The 26,405-nt window shown below is 51.2% G+C and carries 25 protein-coding genes; 15 read left to right on the top strand and 10 right to left on the bottom strand.

Going from position 1 to position 26,405, the window contains the following annotated elements:
• Positions 1-10: 10 nt before the first annotated feature.
• The 4 genes from ACFVYJ_RS03555 to ACFVYJ_RS03540 all read right to left on the bottom strand — a co-directional run bounded on the left by ACFVYJ_RS03555 (position 11) and on the right by ACFVYJ_RS03540 (position 4,603).
• The gene (locus ACFVYJ_RS03555; RefSeq protein WP_463254894.1) at positions 11-1,960 is read right to left on the bottom strand and encodes an acetoacetate--CoA ligase; all 1,950 of its coding nucleotides are present in this window, start codon (positions 1,958-1,960) and stop codon (positions 11-13) included.
• Positions 1,961-2,089: 129 nt separating this feature from the next.
• Positions 2,090-2,635, bottom strand: coding sequence for a hydrolase (locus ACFVYJ_RS03550; RefSeq protein ID WP_419413683.1), 546 nt, complete (start codon positions 2,633-2,635; stop codon positions 2,090-2,092).
• Between the two features lie 16 nt (positions 2,636-2,651).
• Positions 2,652-3,269, bottom strand: coding sequence for a DUF2889 domain-containing protein (locus tag ACFVYJ_RS03545; protein WP_419413684.1), 618 nt, complete (start codon positions 3,267-3,269; stop codon positions 2,652-2,654).
• A gap of 113 nt (positions 3,270-3,382) precedes the next feature.
• Positions 3,383-4,603, bottom strand: coding sequence for an EAL and HDOD domain-containing protein (locus tag ACFVYJ_RS03540; RefSeq protein ID WP_419413685.1), 1,221 nt, complete (start codon positions 4,601-4,603; stop codon positions 3,383-3,385).
• Between the two features lie 216 nt (positions 4,604-4,819).
• Between ACFVYJ_RS03540 and ylqF the strand changes: the two genes are divergently transcribed.
• The 14 genes from ylqF (at position 4,820) to ehuA (ending at position 18,420) form a co-directional block, all read left to right on the top strand.
• Positions 4,820-5,749, top strand: coding sequence for a ribosome biogenesis GTPase YlqF (gene ylqF / locus ACFVYJ_RS03535; protein ID WP_419413686.1), 930 nt, complete (start codon positions 4,820-4,822; stop codon positions 5,747-5,749).
• A complete protein-coding gene (locus ACFVYJ_RS03530) occupies positions 5,724-5,996 on the top strand; it encodes a hypothetical protein (RefSeq protein ID WP_419413687.1) in 273 nt (90 codons plus the stop codon). Before ylqF ends, ACFVYJ_RS03530 begins: the two co-directional genes overlap by 26 nt.
• A gap of 76 nt (positions 5,997-6,072) precedes the next feature.
• Complete coding sequence (locus ACFVYJ_RS03525; protein WP_419413688.1) at positions 6,073-6,321, top strand: CDGSH iron-sulfur domain-containing protein; 249 nt, start codon at positions 6,073-6,075, stop codon at positions 6,319-6,321.
• Between the two features lie 52 nt (positions 6,322-6,373).
• Positions 6,374-7,552, top strand: coding sequence for a BaiN/RdsA family NAD(P)/FAD-dependent oxidoreductase (locus ACFVYJ_RS03520; RefSeq protein WP_419413689.1), 1,179 nt, complete (start codon positions 6,374-6,376; stop codon positions 7,550-7,552).
• 146 nt (positions 7,553-7,698) lie between these two features.
• Positions 7,699-8,706, top strand: coding sequence for an AAA family ATPase (locus tag ACFVYJ_RS03515; protein WP_419413690.1), 1,008 nt, complete (start codon positions 7,699-7,701; stop codon positions 8,704-8,706).
• 11 nt (positions 8,707-8,717) lie between these two features.
• Positions 8,718-9,647 (top strand): DUF58 domain-containing protein, encoded by a 930-nt coding sequence (locus ACFVYJ_RS03510; RefSeq protein WP_419413691.1) that lies wholly within the window; start codon positions 8,718-8,720, stop codon positions 9,645-9,647.
• Positions 9,637-10,107 (top strand): DUF4381 domain-containing protein, encoded by a 471-nt coding sequence (locus ACFVYJ_RS03505; protein WP_419413692.1) that lies wholly within the window; start codon positions 9,637-9,639, stop codon positions 10,105-10,107. Before ACFVYJ_RS03510 ends, ACFVYJ_RS03505 begins: the two co-directional genes overlap by 11 nt.
• A complete protein-coding gene (locus tag ACFVYJ_RS03500) occupies positions 10,100-11,128 on the top strand; it encodes a vWA domain-containing protein (RefSeq protein ID WP_419413693.1) in 1,029 nt (342 codons plus the stop codon). The genes ACFVYJ_RS03505 and ACFVYJ_RS03500 overlap by 8 nt, the downstream gene beginning before the upstream one ends.
• Positions 11,122-13,125 (top strand): VWA domain-containing protein, encoded by a 2,004-nt coding sequence (locus ACFVYJ_RS03495; protein ID WP_419413694.1) that lies wholly within the window; start codon positions 11,122-11,124, stop codon positions 13,123-13,125. Before ACFVYJ_RS03500 ends, ACFVYJ_RS03495 begins: the two co-directional genes overlap by 7 nt.
• Positions 13,125-14,855: a BatD family protein gene (locus tag ACFVYJ_RS03490; protein ID WP_419413695.1), complete on the top strand. Its 1,731-nt coding sequence runs from the start codon at positions 13,125-13,127 to the stop codon at positions 14,853-14,855. Before ACFVYJ_RS03495 ends, ACFVYJ_RS03490 begins: the two co-directional genes overlap by 1 nt.
• A gap of 631 nt (positions 14,856-15,486) precedes the next feature.
• A complete protein-coding gene (ehuB, locus tag ACFVYJ_RS03485) occupies positions 15,487-16,308 on the top strand; it encodes an ectoine/hydroxyectoine ABC transporter substrate-binding protein EhuB (protein ID WP_419413696.1) in 822 nt (273 codons plus the stop codon).
• 6 nt (positions 16,309-16,314) lie between these two features.
• The gene (gene ehuC / locus ACFVYJ_RS03480) at positions 16,315-16,980 is read left to right on the top strand and encodes an ectoine/hydroxyectoine ABC transporter permease subunit EhuC (RefSeq protein ID WP_419413697.1); all 666 of its coding nucleotides are present in this window, start codon (positions 16,315-16,317) and stop codon (positions 16,978-16,980) included.
• Entirely contained in the window at positions 16,973-17,650 is a 678-nt protein-coding gene (ehuD, locus tag ACFVYJ_RS03475; RefSeq protein ID WP_419413698.1) for an ectoine/hydroxyectoine ABC transporter permease subunit EhuD, read from the top strand. Before ehuC ends, ehuD begins: the two co-directional genes overlap by 8 nt.
• Positions 17,647-18,420, top strand: coding sequence for an ectoine/hydroxyectoine ABC transporter ATP-binding protein EhuA (ehuA, locus tag ACFVYJ_RS03470; protein ID WP_419413699.1), 774 nt, complete (start codon positions 17,647-17,649; stop codon positions 18,418-18,420). The genes ehuD and ehuA overlap by 4 nt, the downstream gene beginning before the upstream one ends.
• A gap of 168 nt (positions 18,421-18,588) precedes the next feature.
• Here the strand turns inward: ehuA and ACFVYJ_RS03465 are convergent, their stop codons facing one another.
• The 3 genes from ACFVYJ_RS03465 to ACFVYJ_RS03455 form a co-directional block, all read right to left on the bottom strand.
• Entirely contained in the window at positions 18,589-19,212 is a 624-nt protein-coding gene (locus ACFVYJ_RS03465) for an OmpW/AlkL family protein (RefSeq protein WP_419413700.1), read from the bottom strand.
• A gap of 368 nt (positions 19,213-19,580) precedes the next feature.
• On the bottom strand, positions 19,581-20,144 hold the full coding sequence (locus ACFVYJ_RS03460) for a hypothetical protein (RefSeq protein ID WP_419413701.1): 564 nt from the start codon (positions 20,142-20,144) through the stop codon (positions 19,581-19,583).
• 186 nt (positions 20,145-20,330) lie between these two features.
• Positions 20,331-21,926 (bottom strand): isocitrate lyase, encoded by a 1,596-nt coding sequence (locus ACFVYJ_RS03455; protein WP_419413702.1) that lies wholly within the window; start codon positions 21,924-21,926, stop codon positions 20,331-20,333.
• A 166-nt stretch (positions 21,927-22,092) separates the two neighbouring features.
• Between ACFVYJ_RS03455 and ACFVYJ_RS03450 the strand changes: the two genes are divergently transcribed.
• Positions 22,093-23,043, top strand: coding sequence for a LysR family transcriptional regulator (locus tag ACFVYJ_RS03450; RefSeq protein ID WP_419413703.1), 951 nt, complete (start codon positions 22,093-22,095; stop codon positions 23,041-23,043).
• On the opposite strand, the gene ACFVYJ_RS03445 is transcribed toward ACFVYJ_RS03450, so the two are convergent.
• The 3 genes from ACFVYJ_RS03445 to purB all read right to left on the bottom strand — a co-directional run bounded on the left by ACFVYJ_RS03445 (position 23,033) and on the right by purB (position 26,400).
• Positions 23,033-24,181, bottom strand: a complete 1,149-nt coding sequence (locus ACFVYJ_RS03445; protein WP_419413704.1) for a JmjC domain-containing protein — start codon at positions 24,179-24,181, stop codon at positions 23,033-23,035. The genes ACFVYJ_RS03450 and ACFVYJ_RS03445 overlap by 11 nt on opposite strands.
• Complete coding sequence (locus ACFVYJ_RS03440; RefSeq protein ID WP_419413705.1) at positions 24,174-24,935, bottom strand: RNA methyltransferase; 762 nt, start codon at positions 24,933-24,935, stop codon at positions 24,174-24,176. Before ACFVYJ_RS03440 ends, ACFVYJ_RS03445 begins: the two co-directional genes overlap by 8 nt.
• A 100-nt stretch (positions 24,936-25,035) precedes the next feature.
• Entirely contained in the window at positions 25,036-26,400 is a 1,365-nt protein-coding gene (gene purB, locus ACFVYJ_RS03435; protein WP_419413706.1) for an adenylosuccinate lyase, read from the bottom strand.
• Between the last annotated feature and the right edge of the window lie 5 nt (positions 26,401-26,405).

The following is a 26,405-nucleotide window of genomic DNA, read 5'->3' as shown; positions in this document are numbered from 1 at the left end:
TTGAGTGCCATTATTCCTGTAGTTGCGGCAGGTCACGAAATGCCTCAAGTGCCTCAGGATTAGCCAGTGCATCTAGGTTGGTCACCGGTTGCCCTGTCACGATGTTACGCACTGCCAGCTCGACAATTTTACCACTGAGTGTCCGGGGGATATCTGCTACCTGAATGATCTTTTGTGGCACATGACGCGGGGTCGTATTCTGGCGAATGGTGTCGCGAATCTTCTGTTCATGTTCAGCTGTCAGGGTAAGGCCATCCTTGAGCACGACGAACAGCACGATACGGGTATCATCCAGCCATGGTTGATCGATACAGAGTGCTTCTTGTACCCAGTCCAGATGTTCCACCTGACGGTATATTTCTGCGGTCCCGATGCGTATCCCTCCAGGGTTGAGTACCGCATCGGAACGACCATGAATAATCATGCCGTCTTGTGCTGTGCGCTCTGCATAGTCACCGTGGCTCCAGATGCCAGGATAGCGGGAGAAATAGGCCTGTCGGTATTTCGCTTGTTCCGGGTCGTCCCAGAAATAGATTGGCATCGAAGGGAAGGGCTGTTCACACACCAGTTCGCCTTTGCCACTGATTAACGGTTGGCCAGAGGGATCGTAGATATTAACCGCCATACCCAGACCACGACACTGTAGCTCACCACGGTACACCGGACGCATAGGGCAACCCAGAGCGAAACAGCCGATGATATCAGTGCCACCAGATATCGAAGCGAGCATCAGGTCAGATTTGATCGAACGATAAACGTAGTCGTAACTTTCCTGTGCCAATGGCGAACCGGTGGAAAGGAGTGTCCTTAACGCGGGCAGGCGACATTGAGTTACTGGATGCACTCCGGCTTTTTCCAGAGCGGAAATGTATTTGGCACTGGTGCCAAATACGCTGATGTTTTCCTGTTCGGCAATCTGCCAAAGGTGTTCGGTCGTTGGGGCAAAGGGGGCTCCATCATACAGCAGCAGGGTACAGCCACTGGCGAGTCCGCTCACCAGCCAGTTCCACATCATCCAACCGGTGGTCGTGAAATAGAACAACACATCGTTGCGTTCAATATCGGTATGCAGTTGATGTTCTTTCAGGTGCTGCAACAGGGTGCCACCGATACCATGGACAATGCATTTGGGTACACCGGTGGTGCCGGATGAATACAGAATATATAAAGGGGCATTAAAAGGGCGTTGAACAAAATCAATACTGTCATTATCCGGTACCAGCACATCCTGCCAGAGTATGGCATTAGGTAGCGACGCGATGGCAGGCCTGCGCTGCATATAGGGGATGACAATAATCTGCTCAATGCTCTGAATTTCGCGGCTGATGGATTTTACACGCGGTAATACGTCAATATTCTGACCGTTATATTGATACCCATCGGCACAGATCAGCAGTTTTGGTTTTACCTGGCCAAAGCGATCAATCACACCATGACTGCCAAAATCTGGGGAGCATGAGGTCCAGACCGCCCCCAGAGCAGTGGTGGCAAGCATTGCAACCAGGGTCTCGGGGATATTGGGTAGATAGCCTGCGACTATATCCCCAGGTTGTATGCCTGCTCGAGATAATCCAGCCGTCAATTGTGCAGTCTGCTGGTAGAGTTCACGGTAACTGAGGGTACGGCGGCTGGCAGTTTCGTTGCGGAAAATAACGGCGGGGTGGTCATCCCGAAAACGCAGCAGGTTTTCGGCAAAATTCAGTTCAGCATCAGCAAACCAACGTGCCCCCGGCATCTTCTCCGGGTCTTCAAGCGCCTGTGTCGCGGTTTTGCTGGCAATCACGCCACTGTGTTGCCAGACGGCTGACCAGAATGCTTCAGGTTGCGCCACGGACCAGTCATACAACTCGTCATAATTGGTCAGACTGAGCTGACGAGTTTGGTTTAGCTGTTGCATAAATTGGAACAGCTGGCTGCATTTAACCTGCTCAGGATTGGGAGTCCAGATGGGTCTATACATAGTCTCTGGCATCGCAAAGTTTTAAGGCCAGTATATGTCAGGGAGCAGGGTGCGCCAAACTTCCATTATAAAACAGCCGAGATAACCGGCTGTTTTATAATAGAATGCCAGGCGTCAGGATGCCGTGGATTAGCGTATGTAATTTTTGCTGATATACCGGAATTGCGCTGTATCGGATTTCTGCAGCCACTCAAATGCCACCATCTCTCGGCTGACGACATAGATGCCACACTGACGCATCCGTTCTAATGCCAGTGCCTTATCTGCAGGATTGCGTGAAGCAACACAATCGGCCACAACATAGACTTCCCGGGCCTGTTGTTTGAGTTGAATGGCGGTTTGTAGCACACAGACATGGGCTTCCATACCAGTAATGATAACCTGATTAGGCCGCAGGGCATTGATCTGTTGATTACAGTCCGCCTCAGACATGCAGCTAAAAAAAGTTTTGCTCATCACATTGTCATTGCGCTGTAGTGCCTGCAACTCAGCTGCGGTATGGCCGAGCCCTTGGGGGTATTGTTCACTGATTAATACCGGCACATTGAGGTGCTGAGCAATTTCACCCAGCCAGCGGACATTTTTGACCAGGGTTTCGGGTGTTTCTACGGCAGGTAGCAGTTTTTGCTGCACATCGACGATCAGCAGGCAGGATTTATTGGGATGAATCAGCATCTCGGGTCCTCAGCGGTCAGGCGCTTTCATTTGTACAGTCTGAGTCACACAACTCATGCTGAATCAGGTTGAACTCTTCATCCTGAGCATGAAAGTGCGGCCAGTATTCTCGCACGATGGGACCGTCAGATGCCATGGTATGGCAGCTATCCAGCATAGGTGGAGGTGTATCCTTGTTTTGCCAGAAGTTTTCCAGCTTCTCGCGTTCCTGATGGGTCGCCTGAAACGCGGTAGTCGCCAACGGACCAAGTAGCTCCAGCAGGTGTGTGCAGCCTCGGGTGCCTGAGAACAGTTCACGGGTTTTACGGGTGAAACCTTGTGCAATCTGCAGACCGATCAGTTGTCGGTAGGCCGGGGCAATATTACTGCAGCAGTTGAAAGGCGTGTAGTCCATGCTGGCGGCGGCATCGAGAATATTCAGCTCAATGTCAACGGTAATGCGAACTGCCATACCATGCAGGGGTTCGCCTGCTGGAATAATGCCATTTTCGCGATCACGAAAGTTCATGGCAAAGGTTTTGGTGTCGATTAGATGGGCTTCAATATCCCAAAGACCATCATCACGCTTATAGCCTTCACATATGACACGCCGGGTGTGTCGCAGGCTTCGGCTAGCAGGTTGAGGCAATGGCATAATCTATTCCTCTGGCGTTACGCAGTCGCGAAATAGGACTATTGTATTGCGTCTTGAGTCGTATTTCACCCGCAAACAAGCGCACGTCCTGCGGGTGAAATAAGAGGAGGGGATTATTCGTACATGTTCTGCATGGTTTCGCGGGTCCATTCGATACTGTGGCGATAAGCCTTATCGTACAGATTGCCATTCAGGTCTGATGGCAGCAGGTCCCAGTCGCCGTTCTCATAGTTAACCACGTTACGTAGGACCTCACCGATAGGGCCTGCACCCATGGCTACGGCATCTTTTATATCATCACCCAGTGGCACTTGTTCCAGCATTTCGGCGCGATCAATATCTAACATCGCGTGTAGACCGGATAAAACACCGGCCATAAAGAAGCTGCTGGAATTTGGGAATTTATCGTGATCGGCAATGACTTCACACATGCGCCCACGAATTAGCAAAATACGGGTCAGCTCTTCGGGTTTATCTTGATTGGAGGTCATCGCAATCAGTGTGGCCCACTTTTTTACCTGCTCAAGGCCGAGCAACACGATGGCCTGAGCAATCGATTCAACTTTGCGCACCAAGTGATAACAGGCAGAGTTAACGATCCTGAGTAGCTTAAAGGTCAGTGCTGGATCACGCAGGATCATTTTCTCCAGCTTCTCAGGTGTGGCGTTAGGTTTCTGCAATTCCTGAATCAGCTGAAGCAGTGCAATGTGGCTGCTTTGCACCTTTTTGCCTTTGACGATTTCCGGCTTACTGAGGAAGTGGCCTTGAAATAGACGAAAGCCCAGTTCAACACATTCCGTTAGCTTATCGACGGTTTCAATTTTTTCTGCCAGGAGCGTTACCCGAAATTTGTTCAGCTTCTGAACCTGTTGCTTTAACTCACTGCTATTAAACAGAGTGACATCGACTTTAACGATCTGACAAAGCTCGATGTAGGGGTCAAATTTTTCATGGTAGGTGAAGTCATCCAACGCTAGGCGGTAGCCGTCTTTGTGCAGGCGCTGTACCGCTTCAAGGACTTCCGGGCCGGGTTCAATATCTTCAAGGATTTCAAATACAACCTGCTTTTTTGAAACTTCCGGTAAGCGGCTGTTGATCAACAAGTCTTTGTTGATATTGACGAAAGCGGGTACCTGTTTCACTGTGCCGCCTTCTGAAATGCTGGTGTAAGCATTTAATAGAACTTCGCTGGTGGCTTCAGAGCCTGATGCGAATAGGGCGTGCTCTTCCTCGCCCTCGGATCGATACAAAAGCTCATATGCGACAACCTTTTGGTTGCGATCGTAAATGGGCTGGCGAGCCATCAGAATCGTAGGGGTGGTGGATTGATCCATGGTTAGTTTGGCTCCATAACTGCGGCGAACGGCGTGGCAAAACAATAAGAGAATTCAAGTTTAAACCGTATTGTCCCCAACAGGCCAACTGATCTTCAATAAAATTGCTGTTTACCGCTGGGGGCCGGTAGGGCTTTCAAACAGTTTTCTTCTTTAGAACAACTACTTTAGTTAATCCGGTATAATCTGCTGTTTTTGACGGGGCAGGTATTAAACATGAGCATTAACTGGTTTCCGGGGCACATGCATAAAGCCCGGAAAGAGATTGCCAAAGTGATGGATGAGATTGATGTCATCATTGAGGTGCTGGATGCGCGTCTGCCTAGATCCAGTGAAAATCCGCTGGTTGATGCACTGCGCCGTGGCAAGCCGGTACTGAAAATCCTCAATAAATCTGACCTGGCTGACCCGGCGATAACCCGTGAATGGCTTGATTATTTTAATGCTCAGCCGGAAATTCAGGCGATAGCATTGAGTCAGAGTGATAAGAAGATTATCAAAGGGATTTTGGCTCGCTGTAAACAGATGGTGCCAGCGCGAAGCAGCTCTGGTCGACCGGTCCGTACCATGATTATGGGGATTCCCAATGTGGGTAAATCCACCCTTATCAATGCCTTGTTAGGCCGTAAAATTGCTAAGGTGGGTAATGAACCTGCGGTGACCAAAAGCCAGAAACGCTATACCACGCATAATGGTTTAGCGCTGTCTGATACCCCGGGTATTCTCTGGCCGAAAATAGAAGACCCTGATTCTGGCTACCGCCTTGCAGCGAGCGGCGCGATTCGTGATACCGCCATTGAACATGAAGATATCGCATTGTTTACGGCGGCATTTTTACGTGATCTCTACCCGGAAAGATTGGCTGAAAGGTTTAAAATCAAAGATTTGCCTGAGCTTTCTGATGAAGTACTTGACGAGATAGGGCGCCGCCGCGGCTGCCTGAGACCGGGTGGCATTGTTGAACGAAACAAGGCTGCCACCCTTTTATTAAATGAACTGCGTAGTGGCAAGCTGGGTTTAATCAGTTTTGAGACTGTCGCGGAATGGCAGGAAAAAGATCGGCAGGCCGAACTAGAACGCCAGCAAGCGTTGGCATTGGCTGCCACGGGAGAAGAGATAGATGACACGGTTAAAAAAGAGCCGTAAGGCAACAGGATTTATTGACGATACTGGCCCAAGCCGACGTGAACGTTTGGCTGATCCTGAGAGCTATGAAAGTCGGCGTCGTAAAAGTCAGGAAACGCGCAAGAAGCATAAGTCATTGTATGAAAAGCATCGGGAAGCCGAGCAAGCGGCCTCTGATCAGGATGAATCGGAGTCTGGTCCACAGACCCGTTTGGCGAAAAAAATTCGTCGGCTTAACCAGTCTCGATCAGAGAATCCACAGGATTAGTTTTTGCACACCACCGCCGCGTCTTCTACGGTTACTGCATCAGAGATTGAATTATCTGTGCTGCTAGGAGGTTGCTATGACACATTCTCCGGTGATTCGAGCGGGCGACGCGCCAATTAAAGTGACGGTTAAGCAGGGGCAGACTTATGCCTGGTGTGCCTGCGGTCGTTCTACCGATCAGCCCTTTTGTGATGGTTCACATCAGGGAACAGGTATTGACCCAGTGGTATTCAAGGCTGAGCGGGATGATGAAGTCTGGCTTTGCCTTTGTAAACAAACCGATACCCCGCCTCTGTGCAACGGCAACCACAACAAACCACAGTAGATTTCGCCGCTGACAGTTATGCTACTATAGCGCCCCTCAGAGGAGGGTCGCAGTGCAAAGCTATGATGTCATTATAATCGGTGCCGGTGCATCTGGACTGATGTGCGCCGCCACTGCGGGCTACCGGGGTCGTTCTGTTCTGGTACTTGAGCGCAGTAATAAAATCGGTCGCAAAATTCTGATGTCAGGCGGTGGTCGTTGTAACTTCACCAATCTGCATAACACCGCTAGCAATTTTCTGTCTGATAATCCTCACTTCTGCAAATCTGCACTGAGTCGCTACCCAGTAAGTGCCTTTATTGAGCTGGTAGAACGACACGGTATCGATTATCACGAAAAAACCCTGGGTCAGCTCTTTTGCAATGAGTCCAGTAAGCAGATTGTGGATATGTTGCTGACTGAGTGTAACTGGGCGGGTGTTGAGATACAGTCGCAGGCGGATGTTACACAGATACAGCGCGAGAGCACGGGATTCAGCCTTGCCAGCTCTGCTGGACGGTTTAGTTGTACATCGCTGGTGATTGCTACAGGTGGCTTATCTATCCCAAATGGTGGGGCGACTGATTTTGCGTATCGCGTGGCGGAACAATTTGGCTTGCAAGTATCACCATTGGCGGCAGCACTGGTGCCGTTTACTCTGCAGCCGCAGCAACTTGATAAGCTAAAGCAACTCTCTGGCAGCTCACATCGCGTCACTGCGGCCGTCAATGGCAGTGCTTTTACTGAGCAAATGCTGTTTACCCATCGTGGTCTGAGTGGCCCGGCAATACTGCAGGTATCCTCTTACTGGTCTCCCGGTGATACTCTGACAGTGAACTTTTTCCCGGAAACTGATCTATTAACCGAGTTGAAACAACAGCGTGAGCAGCGCCCCAAAGCAGAGTTGAGTTCTGTAATGGGACAATGGATGAGCCGTAAGATGGCCCAAGTGCTGTGTGAGTTGTTCGGTTTTAGCGGCAGCATGGCTGATCTTTCTAATGACCGGCTGCAACAGGTTAGTGAGACATTCAGCGGCTGGCAGTTGAAACCATCAGGTACTGAAGGGTATCGTACAGCCGAGGTCACGCGGGGCGGTATTGGTACCGCACAGGTTTCACAGAAAACCATGCAGGCAGAAGCCGTTGAAGGTTTGTACTTTATTGGTGAATGCCTTGATGTTACCGGCCACCTTGGCGGCCATAATTTTCAGTGGGCCTGGGCCTCTGGTGTTGCTGCCGGTGAGGTGGTTTGAATGATTTGTAAGTTTTGCTGACTAAGAGAGATTAAACAACACGATAGCTGTTTTGGGCGAAACAGTTATTAAACCATGTGGTAGGCTACTTTAAGAACAATTGTTAACTGCATAATATATAAAATAAAAAAATTAGGAGTAACAGGATGACAGCTGAAGTGAATGCTGAACCCATTCATTCAGATCGGCTACAGGGAAAATTCATTTCGCTATTAGACGCCCTTAAGCAGCGAGTGGTTGGCCAGGATGAATTGATTGAATATCTGCTGATTGCCTTACTGACCGATGGTCACGTACTGTTGGAAGGTCCCCCAGGATTGGCCAAAACCCGTACCGTACATGCCCTGAGTGATTTATTGGAAGGGGTATTTCATCGTGCGCAGTTCACCCCGGATTTGCTGCCGAGTGATATTACTGGCACAGAGATCTACAACAGCCAGCAGGGAGATTTTTCTTTCCGCCCCGGCCCCTTGTTCTGCAATCTATTATTGGCTGACGAAATCAACCGCGCGCCTGCCAAAGTGCAATCTGCACTGCTTGAAGCCATGGCAGAACGTCAGGTTACAGTTGCAGGTAAAACCTATCCGTTACAGCGTTTTTTTATGGTCATGGCTACCCAGAACCCCCTGGAGCAGGAAGGTACCTATCCTTTACCTGAGGCGCAGCTGGACCGTTTTATGTTGCATATCCGGGTGGATTACCCAGATCATGAGCAGGAAAAAGAGGTGTTGCGACTGGTGCGTCGCGAACATTCCGCCAGCCTTGCGGGTGATAACACTGCTGCACAGGTAGTACTGTCAGAAACTGACTTGTTTCAGGCGCGCAGTGCCATTATGGACACCTATATGGCACCCAACCTCGAGGATTATTTAATCGCTCTGGTGATGGCTACCCGCCAGCCTGAGCGTTATGGCGATGATCTGAAAGACAGCCTCGTGTTTGGTGCCAGCCCGCGTGCCACCATCGCTTTGGATCGAGCTGTTAGAGCCAAAGCCTGGCTGGCAGGGCGTGACTTTGTTACGCCTGATGATGTCCAGGAAATGGCCCCCAGTATTTTGCGGCACCGCATTGGTCTGAGTTACGTCGCTGAAGCGCGTGGTCTCAATAAAGACCAGCTAATAGGCGAGCTCATTAGCCGAGTCGCTGTGCCCTAGAGGAGTGACGGATGTTTGTGGCAGATAGTAGCCCCCGTCCGGTGCCGGTTCAGCGTCATCAAGTCAGTTTGGATGAGCTGGTTAGCCTGCGCCACTGGCCGCCCGCCAGGGGACATTCCAGTGAACGTATGGCAATCAGGGAAGGGCACCACCTGAGTCATGTCCGGGCGCGGGGCATGGAATATGACGATGTCCGCGAATACCAGCCCGGAGACGATATACGCCACCTGGACTGGCGCTTGATGGCGCGAACGGGTGATGCTTATACCAAGCTGTATCGTGAGGAGCGGGAGCGTCCGGTATTTGTCATGGCTGACATGCGGCCTGGCATGCACTTCGCCACACGTGGCCATTACAAAGCCGTACTCGCCGCTTATGCAGCTGCCATGGTGGTCTGGACCACGCTGGCCAATGGCGACCGGGTCGGTGGCAGGGTGCTGCAGCAATACCATGGCGGCTTATTCAAACCGAGCAATAATCGCCAGCAGGCGATGCAGATGATCGCAGCTCTGAGCGAACCTTTCACAACACCAGCACCTGACACCGGCAGCTCAAGTTCATTGGCATCACAGCTGATCGAAGTGGAAGCGTTGTTGGGCAGTGGCACCATTGTGTATCTGTTTAGTGATTTTCACGATGCAGATGCCCTGTTGCAACAACACCTTATGCGCCTGGCGCAACGCTGTGAACTGAAACTGGTGCTGATTTCTGATCCTATGGAGCAGCAACTTCCCGCCGGACGTCGTTTACGCTTTGCCGGTGAGGGTCGCGATATTGTGGTAGAAGGGAATCAACAACAGCAGGCGCTATTTCAGGCTCAGTTTCAACAACGATTAGCGATGTTAGAACAACTACGTAACTTGCGTGGCGTCGAGTTTGCGCATTGGCACAGTAATCATCATCCGCTGTTCGTAACCGATGGAGTTGGTGATGGATTATAGCCAGTTACCGTTGCGCGCCATGCAGGTGCCTGAAGCGATCGGCTGGTGGCCGCCAGCACCGGGGTGGTGGCTGCTGGCATTGTTGGTGGTCGTGCTGTTGTATCTGACAGTACGCTGGATACGCCAGAGATTGCAGAATCCAAGCCGTTTTGCCTTGGCAGAATTAAAATCTATCGAGCGTGCTTATCAGACTCACCAGAATCCCAGGCAATTGCTTATTCACTGCAATGCACTGTTGAAACGGATGGCGTTGACCCTGTATCCACGGGAAGAGGTGGCCGATTTATCCGGCGATGCCTGGGTGGATTTTTTGCAACGCAGTGGTTCCATTAGCGCCTGGGAGCAGCTGGTAGTGTTGGCCACTGGTCCATATCAGCCACAACCTGATGTCGACCCAGAGGCATTGCTGGCTATCTGTCGGTTATGGATTAAACGGGTCAGGGTGGTGAAACATGTTTGAGTTTGCCTGGCTTTGGGTTTGGTTACTGACGCCGTTGCCATTGCTTGTTCGCGCCATGATGCCTGCGGCAGCCGCGGTACAGAAAACTGCCTTGAAAGTACCTTTTATGCTCAGGCTGGAATCGGCGGTTGGTCAGCAACCGAGCAAGACAGTCAGGCAATTTTCTGCATATTACGGGTTGGCGTTGCTCGTCTGGTTACTGTTACTGGCCGCTGCGGCTCGGCCTCAGTGGCTTGGTGACCCCGTTCCTCAACCCCAGGAAGGTAGAGACCTTATGTTGGCGGTGGACCTTTCTGAGAGCATGTTGGAGAAGGATTTTGAATTAAATGGTCGCCTGATCAATCGCCTGATGGCCACCAGAATTGTGGCGGGCGATTTTATTGAACGGCGCAAGTCAGACAGAGTAGGCTTGATCCTGTTCGCTGATCAGGCGTACATGCAGGCACCGCTGACGCGGGATAGGGACACGGTTAAAACTTTTCTTGATGAAGCGCGGGTCGGCTTGGCCGGGAAGTCGACAGCGATCGGCGATGCCATCGGTTTGGCAGTGAAACGTTTTAAAGAATTGGCAAGCAAACAGCGAATCTTAATTTTGCTGACGGACGGCACCAATAATGCGGGTGCGATTGAGCCGCTGGAGGCGGCTGACCTTGCCAGCAGTTACGACGTAAAAATCTATACCATCGGTGTGGCAGGCGAGGGGCAGCTGGCGGGCCCCATCGGGCAGTTCCTGACCCATAATGCTTATATTGACGCGACTGTGCCTACCTCGATTGATGAAAAAACGCTGATTGAAATTGCAGATCAAACCGGGGGCCGGTATTTCCGTGCCCGGGATATCGAACAATTAGCGGAAATCTACAGTGTTCTGGATGAGTTGGAACCGGTGAGTCAGGATGATGCTGTATACCGTCCGGTGCAGCCCCTGTTTCATTGGCCTTTACTGGCCGGAATGCTATTGGGGGTGATCATGCTGGCGATTCGGCAGTTGTCGGCTGCCCGGGGAGGTGGGCGATGCTAACTCAGTTTCATTTTCTCCAACCGTACTGGCTCGCTCTGTTTCCGCTGCTTCTGGCGTTAGGTTACTGGCTTAAAAATAGCAAACTGCGACGCTCAGAATGGCATCGGATGTGTGATCCTGAATTATTACCTTACCTGGAACAGCGGGGTGCATCAGGTAAATCCTGGTGGCCGGTAAGTTTGGTGGTTGCCGCACTATTGCTCTCGGTTGCTGCTGCGCAACCGGTCTGGAAACAACAACCACAGCCGGTATTCAATCAGCCTGATACGCTGGTGATCGCCCTGGATTTGTCAGCATCGATGAACGCTACTGATCTAAAACCAAGCCGGTTACAACGGGCGCGTTTTAAGATTGAAGATCTGCTGACCCGGATGCAGGATGCTCAGATAGCACTGTTGGTCTATGCCGCGGATGCCTATAGCGTTACCCCGCTGACAGAGGACGGGGTAACGATCACTGCACAATTGCCAGCGTTAACCTCAGAAATTATGCCCGCCCAGGGGAGTCGTGCTGATAGGGCTTTACAGTTGGCAGATGAACTGCTGACGGGTGCCGGCATCAGTCATGGCAATATCTTGTTAGTCACTGATGCCGTATCCCCGGCGCAAATTGCGGCGACGGCGACTCAGTTGCGTGCCAAGGGCCGTCAGCTATCGATTCTTGCCGTTGGTACAGAGCAGGGCGCACCGATAAATACCGAACGTGGCCCCTTACGTGATCAGCAGGGCCAGGTCGTTATCTCTGCCATTCAGCCTGCGCTAATGCAGGAGGCAGCGGGCCTCGGGGGCGGCAAGGCGGTGATGATCAGCCTGGATGATAGTGATATTCGCCAACTGGTGAGTGGTTTCCAAAGCAGCGATCAAAACCCGATAGAGTCAGAGCAACAGATACAGCGCTGGATCGCGGAAGGTCCCTGGTTTGTATTGTTAGCCTTGCCATTGTTATTGCCACTATTCCGGCGTGGCTTGCTGAACTTGATACTGCCCGCCTTGTTGTTGTCCTGGGTTCTACCCGCAGATGCCGTCTTGGCGGACAGTACTGAAACTGGCCCAGGCTCCAGTATGTTGCAGCAATACTGGCAGTCTCTCTGGCAAACGCCTGATCAGCAGGCTTATGAGGCTTTTCAAGCGGGTGATAAGCAGTATGCAGCCAATACGTTTCACGATCCCAGTTGGCAGCAGCTCGCGCACTATGAAGCCGGTAATTATCAGGCAGCACTTGAGGCTCTGCCTAATCCGCAATCAGCCGCGGAATGGTACAACCAGGGTAATATATTGGCGCGGACAGGGCAGTTAGAGCAGGCAGTAGCCGCTTATGATCAGGCGTTGGCGCAGGATACCGGCTTGGAAGATGCGCGCCACAACCGGCAATTGGTACAGGATTTGTTGAATCAGCAACAGCCATCAAACGATCAGGGTTCAAATCAGAATGATAAAAGTGGTGGTGCCCGACAAGACGAGGATGAAAATACCGAGGGTACCGGTGCTGATTCGGAAAGCTCCGAAGGCGGTGGTGCGATGGATGGCGAGGTGCCTGACGGCGGCGCTCAAGGTGGTTCATCTAAAAATGGCAAAGCCAATGACGGTGACTTTGATGAGCAGAGTCAGGCTTCTGAGCAACATGCAAAAAGTAATGCAGCTGGGAAAAATGCGGCTACTCATGAGGGCTCGGCCAATGATCCGCAAGCATCGGATCAACAGCAGACAAGGCAACAGCTGGAACAGCAGCTAAAACAGCAACTTGATAAACAGTTGGCAGCGGCAGAGGAGCAAGTGTCAGCCAGCGAAGAGAACCAGGAGCAAACGGCTAAGGCACAAGCTAGCGCCGATGCTTTGGCTGGGCAACAGGCTGCAGCAGCCTTAAATGAGCAGGACCTTGCCCGGCAGCAGATGCTGAATCGAATAGATGATGACCCAACTGGACTATGGCGGAGAAAGTTTATGTACCAGTACCGCGATCGGGCCGATAACAATGCGGCAGAGGCAAAGCAGTGGTGATGATAGTACGTGTTGTGACAGCGTTACTGTTGATCTGTCTGAGTGTCTCGGTTCAGGCTGAGATATCCAGTCAAGTGGACAGGAACGCCATGGAACAGGGTGAAAGTTTCCTGTTGGTGTTGAATATTAGCCAGTCAGGTGCCCAGGACGTTGACCTGTCTCCACTAGAGCAGGATTTTGAAATCCTCGGGCGTCGGCATAAATCCAGCACCAGTATTATCAACGGAGATATTCAGAGCAGTACTCGTTTGCTGATTTCGCTTGCACCTAAGCGCGCCGGAACGTTAACCGTGCCGGTATTAAACCTGAATGGCGAGCAAACACAGGCACATCAAATTGAGGTTGCGCCGGTTAAACTTCAATCTGCGGTCGATGGTGGGGTTGAGTTGCTTTCAACGTTGTCTGATACAACGCCACTGGTGCAACAGCCGTTGGTGTATCAGCTGAGTCTGGTTTTAGGACAGCGTATCGCTAATGCCATGTTTGAAGAACCCCGTATTCGCCAGGGCAGAGCTTTGATACAACCGCTGGGTGAACAGCGACAACATCGCCAAGAACTTAATGGCCGAGAAATTTTGGTGGTTGAACAGTCGTGGTTGATTACACCGCAGCAGAGTGGGCCATTATCGATTGAGGCGGCTAAATTGAGTGCAGATGTGGCCAAGCAAGCCGGCCCTTATCGCCGCTTTAGTGACCCCCGGGCATTACGCCGTATCTATTTATCAGCGGACAGTTATCAATTGGATGTGGCGCCGATCCCGGCAGGTTTTCAGGGCTCAAACTGGTTGATGGCGAAAAAACTGCAAATTAGCAGTGAGCTGAGTAGTGCAGAATTAAAAGTTGGCGAACCAGTTACGCGGATCATTAAAATACAGGCCGATGGTATCAGTCAGGAGCAGTTGGCAGATATCGAGCTGCCTGAGGTGCCCGGTGTTAAGCAATACAAGGCTAAACCGGTTTTCTCTCAACAGCAGATGGGTAATGAGCTAAGCGCCAATATGACGCTTGAGGTAACCATGATTCCGGGCCAGCAGGGCTCAGTCACCTTGCCCGAGGTAAAGCTGCACTGGTGGAATATTGTAACCAACCGGGAGGAAACCGCATTACTGCCGGAACAGCGCCTGAATGTCGCCGCCGGTATTGCGTCAAGCACTTCGGTTTCAGGCACTCCGTCAGCCGGTGCAGATATCTCTGTGTCAGGTAAGGATGAAACGGTTCAGACCCGTCCAACCACCCGTCCGGCTAACCCACCAATACCTGAGCGTTGGCACGCCACAGAGGGTACCGGCAGCTGGTTCTGGGTGTTTATGGCAGCTGCGGTGCTGACAGGTGGCTTGACGGGTGGCCTGTTAACGTTGATTTTATGCAGACGAAAATTGTTTCCGGGAACACCGGTTGCGGTAGCAGAGACCTCTGCGGCAGTAATATCCAGTCCCAAGGCGGCGCTGCGGATGCTTGCGCAGGCATGTGCGGATAATGATCCGCTGGCGGCGCGAGAGGCCTTACTGGCCTGGGGCCGCGCTACTATACCCGGCTGCACCCAGCTAAACCACCTGCTGGTACGGGTCAGTCCCGACCTGAAAGCGGCTATTATCGAGATGAATGCCTGTTGTTATGGCCGTCATCCAGCGGATTGGCACGGTGATGAGCTGCTCCGTCAGGTACAACAGCAATCATGCCTGGCTGGCGCTGGGAAGGCTGAACGCTTGGCCGCACTGATACCGGCATAGGGTGTTGGCGTTTTAGAGGCAGCACTGGCATTGCAGCCCAGGCAAATTGGCCCGTTTTGCTCTGATGGTGATTGCGGTATTAACCCGAACAGATATAGCGAAATGGTGGTGTATAGTCGCAGCTATTGGTTGATGGCTGTTGGTCAGTATTTGGCAGTGTGCGACGCTGTACAGGCTGGTAATCCCGGACTCGAGAGTCGCAGATGAATGTCTGCATTCTGAACACGCCAGAGAAACACATAGGTTCTCTGTAGCGTGGCGCAAACCCTTTGCCGGTAAAGCGCCGCGTTGGTTGTCGAGCAATTGGTTGAGCGTGGCTCGGTAAAACTCTGCTAGTGACTGGCGGTAACGGTTGCTGTGTAAGAGGCAATCATTTACTTTATAAAGCTAAGGATTTTCTGCGTGGTTTTTTTGCAATTAGGTAGGCTTAAGCTTGCTTTTCAATTGTTTAAGGAAATGAATAATCTATTTAATTCAATGCTCTATGGATTTTTGTTAATAGGTTTTCAATTGTGTGCGCAGAAAGAAATGCTCGAAAAAATAATTTGGATTGCTAAATAAATTTATGATGAACAGCAGGTTACTTCCCTTTCAAACAGCACTTCTTTCTCTTACAGGACGCTTTCGTGCAGTGACAGTATGTGTGCTGCTATTGTTTATGCCCGCTGCCTGGGCAGATACCCTGCAGAGAATACAGCAAGGCGAAACCGTCACTATTGGTGTCGCTAACGAGATCCCATATGGCTATCTGGATGAGAAGGGTACTGTCACCGGCGAAGCGCCGGAAATTGCCAAAGTTATTTTGCAACAACTGGGTACCGAGAGCGTTGAAGTGGTGATCACTGAATTTGGTGCACTGATTCCCGGGCTTAAGGCCGGCCGATTCGACCTGATAGCTGCGGGTATGTATATCACCCCCAAGCGTTGTCGTCAGATTCAGTTCTCTAATCCTACCTATGCCATTGGTGAGGGGTTTCTGGTGCCAACAGGTAACCCTAAAAAGCTGCACGGTTATGATGATATCAAAGCCAACAGCGTCAAGTTGGGTGTAATGGCTGGTGCGGTTGAATATGGCTATGCGCGAGATTTTGGTATCGGTTTGCAAAAATTGGTGACCTTGCCGGATTATCCATCTGGTGTTGCCGCACTGAAAGCGGGCCGGGTTGATGCCCTTGCTGGTACCAGCCTGACCATGGCACAGCTGGCGCAGAAGGATACCAGAGTGGAGCTGGCCCAGCCTTTTACGCCTCTGGTGATTGACGGACAATCAGTGAAGGGGTTTGGTGGTTTTGGTTTCCGCAAAAAAGATCACACGCTCAGCCAGGCGTTTAATCAGCAGCTGACTACTTACATAGGTACAGAAGCCCATCTTGCCTTGATCGAGCCATTTGGCTTTGGTCGACATACTTTGCCTGGTACCGCGACTGCAGAAGCATTGTGTAAGGCTGACTGATTCCCGATGACAATTCTTGAAATGCTGCCGCTATTAATGAGCGGGCTGGGCACGACAGTACTGATTGTTGTCATCGCATTGCCTCTGGCTATCCTGGTTGGCTTTCTGGCCGGCATTGCGCGTTACAGTGGCAACCGGTTGGTTAAAATCACTGCCGTGGTTTATATCGAGTTTTTCCGTGGCACCTCGGTTCTGATTCAGCTCTATTGGATCTACTTTGTTCTGCCGTTTTTGGGTCTCAGCCTGTCTGCTTTTAATGCCGGAGTATTGGCGATCTCGCTAAACATCGGTGCCTATATTGCCGAAGTGGTGCGAGGCGCTTTGCTGGCTGTACCGCAAGGCCAGCATGATGCAGCGATAGCACTTAATTTCACACGCTGGCAGCGTATGCGGCATGTGCTGTTGCCACAGGCCGTGGTGAATATGCTGCCTGCTCTGGGTAATCTTTCCATTGAACTGTTGAAAGCTACTTCACTGGTCTCTCTGATCACGGTCGCCGATTTGACCTACAGGGCTAAGGGCCTAGCGGACCTGACTCTTCAGGTTGGCAGTATTTTCGGTTGTGTTTTGCTGATCTATTTTGTGTTGGCACAGGTACTGGCCTGGGTGGTCAGGCGCCTTGAGGTACGCTTGGGTCGTGGCCTCAAGCGGGGAGGGTTGGCTGATGGATGAGCTGTATTGGGACTGGGCGTTTGCGGTGGAGGTCATGCCGATGTTGCTGCAAGGTGCCAAAATTACCCTGCTGGCAACCCTGCTGGGTAGTGTATTGGCGATTGGCGTGGGTATCTTGCTGGCCCTGTTGCGCCGCAGCCGTAGGCGGTTGCTTAAACAGTCCGTGGGCTTGCTGATCGAATTTATTCGCAGCACGCCACTGCTGATACAGATATTTTTTATCTATTACATTACCCCTGAAATCGGCTTGAATTTATCCCCTCTGGCCACAGGTGTGCTGGCACTTGGTCTGCATTATGGCTGTTATCTGGCTGAGGTATTCCGGGCGGGGATTGATGGTGTCGACCATGGTCAGTGGGAAGCGGCAAAAGCCCTTAACCTGTCTCGCTTTTATACCTACCGGGATATTATTTTGCCACAGGCACTGCGAGCAGTGCTTCCGGCGACCGGAAACTATGTCATTGCGATGTTTAAGGAAACCCCCCAGCTGTCTGCAATTACGCTGCTGGAGATGATGCAGATGGCAAAGATTATTGGCTCGGAAAATTTCCGTTACCTGGAGCCTCTGACGCTGGTGGGCTTATTGTATTTGCTTTTCAGTTTGATTGCGGCTGCCCTGGTGGTGTTGCTTGAACGTAAATTTCCGGTTGAGGGGTTCCGTCTAAAATGAGTACCGCAAAAATCCGCTTCCAGGGCGTACAAAAAAGTTTTGGCGACCAAGTGTTGTTTGATGGATTTGATCTGGATATTCAGGATCAGGAAATTGTCACTTTGATCGGTCCTAGTGGCTCAGGCAAAAGTACATTACTGCGAATGTTAATGACGCTGGAAAATATAAACGGAGGAGAAATTTACGTTGATGGAGAACCGCTTTGGCAACAGCAGCATAGCGGTAACCAAACCTCCGTGGATCAACCGCATCTACGGCATATGCGTAGCAAGATGGGAATGGTGTTTCAGCATTTCAATCTGTTTCCGCATATGACTGTATTACGTAATATTGCTGAGGCCCCCATGCGAGTGCTGGGCAAATCACGACATCAGGCGTATACAGAAGCCGAGCAGCTCTTGGCACAGGTGGGGCTGGCTGAGAAAGGCGATGCGTTTCCGGCTGATTTATCCGGTGGTCAGAAGCAGCGCGTTGGCATTGCCCGAACCTTGGCGATGCAGCCGTCGGTATTGTTGTTGGATGAAATCACCTCTGCGCTTGACCCTGAGCTGGTCGATGAGGTGTTAGATGTGATTCGCCAGCTCGCTAAAACGCAGCGCTATACCATGTTGCTGGTAACTCATGAGATGTATTTTGCCCGTGAGATCAGTGACAGGGTGTGTTTTCTGGAGCAGGGCAAAATTGTCGAGGAAGGTACACCTGAGGCGCTGTTTAATAATCCCAGTGAGCCTCGGACCCAGTCATTTCTGGCCTCTTTTCTCAGGGGGTAACCCATGCAGACCATGGCATATAAGCGTGTAGAGTGGCCTGAATATTATGTTCGCAGCCTGGTAGCTATGGTGCGTATATATTAACTGTTAACGGACAGTGCACTGATTAATCAAAACAAAAAGCCGCACTCTGTGCGGCTTTTTCTCTACCTGACTGGAGCTGTTTATTTAGAACTTGTAACCGATCGCAATCATGTAAACGGTAGGGTCGATTTCAACTTTACCGATTTTGGTGCCGTTCAGTTTGACATCGGTTTCCATATCAACTTTCCACACTGCCGCGTTCAGCAACCAGTTGTCGTTGATAGCAATATCGATACCCGCCTGTACTGCAACACCCCAAGAGTCTTCCAATTTTAGCTTATTGCCAGCCAGGGCTCCTGTTGCTTCTTCAGAGAAGAAGGTGGTGTAGTTGATTCCGGCGCCGACATAAGGCTGTACTGTAGAGCCAGAGCCCATTGGGAACCACTGCACGGACAGGGTCGGTGGCAGGTGTTTAGTTTTACCAATCTGGCCAAGTACATCAGAATTGATTTCGTGGTTGAATGGCGTTGCTGCCAGCAGTTCGATACCCACGGTGTCAGTCAGCATATAGGTGCCGGTGATACCAATAGAGGTATCATTGCTTACGTCCAGATCAAGCGCACCGTCCAGTACTTTATCAGAAGTATCGGTGTTGGCGTTGGCCGCACCCAGGCGCACAATCATATCGCCTGCTTCATATGCCATCGCCGGTGTAGCGGCCAGCAGTGCGGTACCCATTGCTACAGCAGTCAGTAATTTTTTACTCATGAAACTCTCTCCGCTTCGTGACAACTCAAAAATGATGGGGCCATTAAACGGCAAAGTTCATTTTGAAATATTGATCTGGCGCAATTTTGCGCTGCGGAAAGTTATTAATGCAGTGTATTTATTGATCCACCTCAAGGTTACGCGGTTAGGGTGAGGGATTTGATTATAGAAACCTGAACCATGGCGGGTGGTGAGCTGATGGTTAGGCTAAAGCGTTGGCTGGAAAGAATACACAAGGACACGAGTGTGCCCTTGCTGCAGTGCCCGTTTTACTGATAGAACCAACATTGCCGGTACTTTAAACCACAGGTTGGATTGTGGCGGTATCAGGCGTTGGCTGGGTATCGACGTTCGTCACTGTGAATATATTAGTCAGTGACAAGTGCCAGGTATGAGGCTTCGATATCGGCATCAAAATACGCCATGCCCAATTTATTTAAGTAATCCATCCGCTCGGCTTGCATCAGATTAATGTCAGGGGCTTCCAAGCCATTATCCTGATAGACGCCCGCCAGGAAGGCGAGAAAGTTTTCGCCTTCTTTCAGGAGCAGTAAGCTTGCTGCGCCTACATCGGGTTTTACTTTGCTATTTAATGTGTCAGGGAGGGTGGCGGCGAATATGACGGGCTGCTCTTCGCCTTCAATACGCACGCTGCGGTTTCGCACCGTTTGTTCGGCCCAGAAATAAGCCAGTTGCTTGCTTTGGGTTAAAAACACCGGTTCGATGGTTTCGGTATAGGTATTACCAATGGTGGCCATGGTTTTCTTGGCGGCATCGTTGAGTGCTTTATCGCCGGACCGCTTTAAGCCCTGTTGTTGAATTGAGTCGGCCAGTGCTGATGAGGTGCCGTGATACCAGATATTGCCGGTAGCAAAACCTTGCTCGGTTAGCAGCTCTTTCGCATCTTTAAGAAAAGCGGGGGTATCAGTCATTGTTGAAACCACTTAAATCAGTTTGCAGTCGATAGCGGGATTAAATTCTATCCTAAAACGCTATGCGGTTGTTTTCTATAATTTGATTATTCTATTCATAAAAAAGGCGACGCCTGATTCAGGGGTCGCCTTTCTGTGGCAGGTTAAACCCTGGCTAAGCCGGGGTCTTGCCGTTAGCTATACAGCTTAGCCGAACTGGTTAGAGGTGTTTTTCGCACCACCAGCTTTCAGGGCGTTCTCACCAGCGTAGTACTCTTTGTGGTCGTCGCCCAGATCGGAACCAGCCATGTTCTGGTGCTTAACGCATGCGATACCCTGACGGATCTCTTTACGCTGAACGCCTTCAACGTAACCCAGCATCGCTTTGTCACCGAAGTACTCTTTAGCCAGGTTATCAACAGACAGTGCAGTTGTGTGATAAGTCGGCAGAGTGATCAGGTGGTGGAATACGTTCGCTTCGCGAGCAGTATCAGCCTGGAACGTACGTACACGCGCGTCGGCAGCAGCAGACAGTTCAGAATCGTCGTATTCAGCAGACATCAGGTTGGCGCGATCGTAAGCAGAAACGTCTTTACCTTCAGCAGCCCATGCATCGTAAGTCTGCTGACGGAAGTTCAGCGTCCAGTTGAAAGATGGGGAGTTGTTGTAAACCAATTTAGCATCTGGGTGTACTTTACGTACTTCGTCCATCATGCCTTTGATTTCGTGTACGGTTGGTACAGCTGTTTCGATCCACAGCAGGTCAGCACCAGCGGTGATAGCTTCGATGCAATCGAATACGCAACGCTCGTGACCAGTGCCCTGACGGAACTGGTACAGACCAGATGGCAGACGCTTAGGACGAACCAGTTTGCCGTTACGGCTGATCAGTACATCGCCTTCAGCGGTGTCTTCTGGTGCAACTTCTTCAACGTCCAGGTAAGAGTTATATACATCACCCTGGTCGCCTGGCTCTTTAACAACCGCGATCTCTTTAGTCAGGCCAGCACCTTCAGAGTCGGTACGTGCAACGATAACACCGTCATCAACACCCAGCTCCAGGAAAGCGTAACGCAGAGCGCGCAGCTTGTTGTGGAAGTCAGCGTGAGGCACAGTTACTTTACCGTCCTGGTGGCCACACTGCTTCTCGTCAGCAACCTGGTTTTCGATCTGCAGGCAGCAAGCACCGGCTTCGATCATCTGCTTAGCCATCAGGTAAGTCGCTTCAGCGTTACCAAAACCAGCATCGATGTCTGCAACGATTGGTACTACGTGAGTTTCGTGGTTGTCGATCTGAGACTGGATTTCAGCTTCTTTAGCGGAATCGCCAGCTTCACGCGCTTTGTCCAGCTCACGGAACAGACCGCCAAGTTCACGAGCGTCAGCCTGACGCAGGAAGGTGTACAGTTCTTCTACCAGTGACGCGACAGCAGTTTTTTCGTGCATAGACTGGTCAGGCAGAGGACCGAAGTCAGAACGCAGAGCAGCAACCATCCAGCCGGACAGGTACAGGTAACGACGCTCAGTAGAGCCGAAGTGTTTTTTGATAGAGATCAGTTTCTGCTGACCAACAAAACCGTGCCAGCAACCCAGAGACTGAGTGTATTTGGTTTTGTCTTTGTCAAACTCAGCCATGTCACGACGCATGATGCCAGCAGTGTACTTGGCAATGTCTAAGCCAGTTTTGAATTTGTTCTGAGCGCGCATGCGAGCAGCGGATTCTGGGTTGATAGCGTCCCAAGCAGCACCGTAAGATGCTTTCAGGCTTGCTACCGCATCGATATCTTGTTTGATAGAAGACATGGTAAATCCCTTGGTTGTTGGCCACGACTCTGTAGCCATTAGAATTAAATCGATGTCGATTCTAGCTGGGGTTGTGACATAATTGAAATAAATGGGGTTTATTTCTATTATTCACAAAACGAATACCCATGCTAAGTTTCTGGTTTGAAAAAAGAATCAACTCATTATGCTGTTAGATAAAATTGATCTTAACCTTCTGGTGTATCTGGATGTATTGCTGCGAGAGCGTAATGTAACCCGCTCTGCCAGTATACTCGGTATCAGCCAGCCCGCAATGAGCAATGGTTTGCGGCGTTTAAGGGAGATGTTGGGGGATCCTTTGCTAGTGCGAACAGCGGAGGGTATGACACCCACTGAACGTGCCCTTAGCCTGCAGCCTATGTTACGTCAGGTGCTGGCCAGTGTTGAGCAGGTAGTGGAACCCAATGGTGAATTTGACGCGGCTTCCAGTGACCGTGTTTTTCGTATTATGACCAGTGACTACGGCGAAGCGACGTTGATGCCTCGCTTGCTTAAGCGGTTGTGTACAGAGGCACCCAATATCGTGTTGGATATCCTTACGCCGAGCGATATGAGCTTTAAAGAAGTGGAGCAGGGCCTGGTAGATCTGGTAATTAACCGCTTTGATACCATGCCGCAGTCATTTCACCAGTGTACACTTTGGCGTGACAGCTTCTCTTGTCTGTTTAGTGTAGATAATCCGATCTCTCTGGATTTCTGTCTAGAAACTTACCTTTCCGCGGGACATGTCTGGGTCAGTAAAACCGGGATGGGGGCAGGAATGGGCATTACGCCTAAGGATACCAAACGGTTAGGCTGGGTTGACGAGGCCCTACAGAAAGTTGGCCATCAACGCCGAATCACCGTGTTTACCCGGCACTACCAATCAGCGGCGCTGTTAGCCGAACAAAAAGGCTTGGTGGTGACCATTCCGAGCAGAGCGGCCATGGCCCACACCACCAATCCTCGCTTGGTGATCAAGCAACCGCCGTTTGATGTGCCGGATTTTGAGTTCAAGATGGCTTGGAGCCCATTGTTGCAGCACAACAGTGCCCACAAGTGGCTGCGCCGCCTGATTCAGGATGTGGCGCAGAGTACGCAGTCCGCTACTCGCTGAAGTAGAGGCTACCTTGGCGGTACAGTGCTAGCAGTAAGTTCAGGTTTTCCGTGGTCACCTCTGGGTTAACCTGTTCAGCAGAGCAGAGCAGGCTAATCAGCTCTGCCTGAGAGTCTGCACAACTAAAGCTGTTGCCGTCGACAAAGAGTTTGTAGCCGCCATCTTGTTGAAGATAAGCAAAGCGAGACCCTTCTGTGCGATGACAGGGGATACCCTCGGCAAGTAATGTCTCTATCTCCTCAAGGCCGGCAGTGTCATCCGCTTCCAGTTGATCCGGGTATTTTGGTTCGGTCATAAAGCGGCCAAACCATTCGGCAACCTGTGATGGCTCATTAACATAGTGTTGCAGAATTGCCTGTACACGAGTGATTGCAGCTGCATCGATCTCTGCGGCGTTTGTTGTCGCTGTTATGTCCGGGTCGCTGTAGCGCTGCTCGGATAGCAGTTGTTGACCGATAAATTCAGCAAAACCATCAAGAACTTCTTCATGGCTTGGTGCCCTGAAGCCGATGGAGTAGGTCATGCACTCGTTACCAACGGCATAGCCGTTATGGCCGACTCGCGGGGGTATATAGAGCATATCTCCCGGTTTAAGATCCCAGGTTGCTTCTGGCTGCCACTCCGGCAAAATCATCACCGGTGTATCTTCCCGGCGCGGTGAAGTTTCGTCATAGATGCCACCCACCTCCCAGCGTCGCGTACCGGATGCCTGCAGCAGGAACACATCGTAGTTATCATAATGAGGGCCGACTCCACCACCGTCTGATGCATAGCTGATCATCAGATCATCCATACGCCAGCTGGGTAGAAAGTGAAAATGTGACAGCAGCTCCGCGACTTCAGGCACCCAGTGATCAACGGCCTGTACCAACAGAGTCCAGTCGGACGGCGGTAACTCAGTCAGCTCTTCTTCACTAAAGGGTCCGTGTTGAAGTTGCCAGTGCTTGCCATCATTGGATTGGCTGATTAGCCGAGATTCAACGCCTTCCTCCATGGCCAGTCCTGCCAGCTCATCGGCGCTGACTGGTGGTTCGAAATTGGGGAAGGCATTGCGGATCAGCAGGGGTTTCTTCTGCCAGTAGTCACGTAGGAATGTTGCGACTGGCATATCACCCAGGTGGGTCAGGGGGTTAGTCATGGCTGTTGTAATCCTTCTCGCTGCTGATGTTTTGTTCTGACCGTGTGGCGGTTTCTTCTACTGAAGTGAGAATGCCTCGCAGCATATTCAGTTCGGTTTTCTCCGGACGGGAGCGATTAAAATAACGGCGCAGCTTATCCAGTACCTTGCCTTCGTGTTGAGGAATGATAAAACGTGTCAACCGCAACACGCGTTCGAGATGCTCGTAAAATAGTGCCATTTCTCGCTGCCGGGGATATGTCTCGGCCTGGGGTTCGTGTACCGGTGCCTGAGCGGCGATCCATAGTTCATAACTCAGTAACTGAATTGCCTGAGCTACATTCAGTACCGGGTATTCCGGGTTAGCCGGGATATAAACATGGCGGTTACACAACTGTAATTCATGATTGTGCAGGCCCATGGTTTCACGGCCAAAGACCAGCGCGATTTGCCCCTGGGTTGCTTCGCTAACCATTTGAGTAGCGGCACTGCGTGCATCCATAAGTGGCAGGTCAAAACTGCGCTGAGTGCGGGCGCTGGTGCCGAGTACCAGTTGGCAATCAGCGATCGCTTCTTCTAGCGTACTGACGATCACAGCTGAGTCCAGCAGGTCTTTACCGCCTGCGGCACGGGACTCTGCTTCAGGTGATGGAAAGTCCTGTGGATCTACCAGCCAGAGCTGACTTAATCCCATATTTTTCATCGCCCGGGCGGCGGCGCCAATATTGCCGGGATGGAAGGTATTGATCAGTACAATGCGGACGTTTTCTAACATGGCCAAGTAACCGGATTAACAGAGCGGGCATTATAGGTGAGGGCAGTACAGGGTGAAACTAAAACGGGGCCCGACGGCCCCGTGATCAATTGCTGATGGCTCAGACATTTTTTGCCTGAGATACAGCATTACCGATGTAGTTATGTGGTGTTAGCGCCTTAAGCGATTGCTTTGCTTCTTCAGGCAGCTCCAGCGTATCGATAAAGTTCTGAATGGTAATTTTCGACATGTCCTGACCGCGGGTCAGGGCCTTGAGCTTTTCGTACGGCTCTTCGATGCCATAGCGGCGCATAACCGTCTGAATCGGCTCCGCCAGAACTTCCCAGGCAGCGTCCAGATCGGCATCAAGCTGCGCAGGATTCAGTTCAAGCTTGCTGATGCCTTTAAGGGTCGACTGGTAGGCAATCAGGCTGTAGCCAAACCCCACGCCCATGTTACGCAGAACGGTAGAGTCGGTCAGGTCGCGCTGCCAGCGCGAGATTGGCAGTTTAACGGCCAGGTGCTGCATGATGGCATTGGCTATGCCCAGGTTGCCTTCGGAATTCTCGAAGTCAATCGGGTTAACCTTATGCGGCATGGTGGATGAGCCAACTTCGCCAGCGATGGTTTTCTGTTTGAAATAAGCTTGGGAGATATAACCCCACAGGTCGCGGTCAAAATCGATGATGATGGTGTTAAAGCGACATACAGTATCGAACAGCTCGGCAATATAGTCGTGCGGTTCAATCTGGGTGGTATATGGATTCCAGCTGAGCCCCAGCGAGGTGACAAACTGCTCGGCAGTGGCCGCCCAGTCTACATCTGGATAGGCTGACAGGTGGGCATTATAGTTACCGACGGCACCGTTGATCTTGCCCAGCAGTTCAACCTGCTCGAGCTGTTTAACCTGGCGTTGCAGGCGATGCGCCACATTGGCCATCTCTTTGCCCACTGTGGTGGGAGAGGCTGTTTGGCCATGGGTGCGTGAAAGCATTGGCTGCGCGGCATAAGCATGGGCCAGACCGGAAATCTCATCGCAAACCTGACGCATCTGCGGCAGCATGGCTGCGAGGCCATGTTTCAGCATCAATGCGTGGGACAGGTTGTTGATATCTTCGGATGTGCAGGCAAAGTGAACAAACTCACTGATCGCTTGCAACTCGTCATTGCCGCTGATCTTGTCTTTAATGAAGTATTCAACCGCTTTGACGTCATGATTTGTCGTGCGCTCGATCTGTTTAACGCTGGCAGCATCGGCTTCGCAGAAGTTATCGATGATCGCATTAAGCAGTGCATTGGCTTGGGTGCTGAGTTCCGGCACCTCTTTGATCTGCGGGTGGGCTGCCAGTTGTTGTAACCAGCGGACTTCGACTTCGACACGGAAGCGAATCAGGCCATATTCACTGAAAATATCACGCAATTCGGCGGTTTTGCTGCCGTAACGGCCGTCAACCGGAGAGATAGCGGTAAGGGCGGAAAGCTCCATGAATT

It is taken from the genome of Pontibacter sp. JAM-7 (assembly GCF_048548695.2).
Taxonomy (GTDB): domain Bacteria; phylum Pseudomonadota; class Gammaproteobacteria; order Pseudomonadales; family Balneatricaceae; genus Neptuniibacter.
The sequence above is the reverse complement of the archived record's forward strand: the minus strand, read 5'-3'. Positions and strand labels throughout refer to the sequence as shown.

Bases quoted from the DNA above. Each gene is read 5' to 3' on its own strand.
- ehuD (WP_419413698.1), top strand. From the start codon at position 16,973: ATGGATGAGCTGTATTGGGACTGGGCGTTTGCGGTGGAGGTCATGCCG.
- ACFVYJ_RS03450 (WP_419413703.1), top strand. From the start codon at position 22,093: ATGCTGTTAGATAAAATTGATCTTAACCTTCTGGTGTATCTGGATGTA.
- ACFVYJ_RS03540 (WP_419413685.1), bottom strand. From the start codon at position 4,603: ATGGATCAATCCACCACCCCTACGATTCTGATGGCTCGCCAGCCCATT.
- ACFVYJ_RS03495 (WP_419413694.1), top strand. From the start codon at position 11,122: ATGCTAACTCAGTTTCATTTTCTCCAACCGTACTGGCTCGCTCTGTTT.
- ACFVYJ_RS03445 (WP_419413704.1), bottom strand. From the start codon at position 24,181: ATGACTAACCCCCTGACCCACCTGGGTGATATGCCAGTCGCAACATTC.
- ACFVYJ_RS03510 (WP_419413691.1), top strand. From the start codon at position 8,718: ATGTTTGTGGCAGATAGTAGCCCCCGTCCGGTGCCGGTTCAGCGTCAT.
- ACFVYJ_RS03555 (WP_463254894.1), bottom strand. From the start codon at position 1,960: ATGTATAGACCCATCTGGACTCCCAATCCTGAGCAGGTTAAATGCAGC.
- ACFVYJ_RS03515 (WP_419413690.1), top strand. From the start codon at position 7,699: ATGACAGCTGAAGTGAATGCTGAACCCATTCATTCAGATCGGCTACAG.
- ACFVYJ_RS03545 (WP_419413684.1), bottom strand. From the start codon at position 3,269: ATGCCATTGCCTCAACCTGCTAGCCGAAGCCTGCGACACACCCGGCGT.
- ACFVYJ_RS03500 (WP_419413693.1), top strand. From the start codon at position 10,100: ATGTTTGAGTTTGCCTGGCTTTGGGTTTGGTTACTGACGCCGTTGCCA.
- ACFVYJ_RS03465 (WP_419413700.1), bottom strand. From the start codon at position 19,212: ATGAGTAAAAAATTACTGACTGCTGTAGCAATGGGTACCGCACTGCTG.
- purB (WP_419413706.1), bottom strand. From the start codon at position 26,400: ATGGAGCTTTCCGCCCTTACCGCTATCTCTCCGGTTGACGGCCGTTAC.
- ACFVYJ_RS03455 (WP_419413702.1), bottom strand. From the start codon at position 21,926: ATGTCTTCTATCAAACAAGATATCGATGCGGTAGCAAGCCTGAAAGCA.
- ACFVYJ_RS03530 (WP_419413687.1), top strand. From the start codon at position 5,724: ATGACACGGTTAAAAAAGAGCCGTAAGGCAACAGGATTTATTGACGAT.
- ACFVYJ_RS03525 (WP_419413688.1), top strand. From the start codon at position 6,073: ATGACACATTCTCCGGTGATTCGAGCGGGCGACGCGCCAATTAAAGTG.
- ehuC (WP_419413697.1), top strand. From the start codon at position 16,315: ATGACAATTCTTGAAATGCTGCCGCTATTAATGAGCGGGCTGGGCACG.
- ACFVYJ_RS03490 (WP_419413695.1), top strand. From the start codon at position 13,125: ATGATAGTACGTGTTGTGACAGCGTTACTGTTGATCTGTCTGAGTGTC.
- ehuA (WP_419413699.1), top strand. From the start codon at position 17,647: ATGAGTACCGCAAAAATCCGCTTCCAGGGCGTACAAAAAAGTTTTGGC.
- ACFVYJ_RS03550 (WP_419413683.1), bottom strand. From the start codon at position 2,635: ATGCTGATTCATCCCAATAAATCCTGCCTGCTGATCGTCGATGTGCAG.
- ylqF (WP_419413686.1), top strand. From the start codon at position 4,820: ATGAGCATTAACTGGTTTCCGGGGCACATGCATAAAGCCCGGAAAGAG.
- ACFVYJ_RS03440 (WP_419413705.1), bottom strand. From the start codon at position 24,935: ATGTTAGAAAACGTCCGCATTGTACTGATCAATACCTTCCATCCCGGC.
- ACFVYJ_RS03460 (WP_419413701.1), bottom strand. From the start codon at position 20,144: ATGACTGATACCCCCGCTTTTCTTAAAGATGCGAAAGAGCTGCTAACC.
- ACFVYJ_RS03505 (WP_419413692.1), top strand. From the start codon at position 9,637: ATGGATTATAGCCAGTTACCGTTGCGCGCCATGCAGGTGCCTGAAGCG.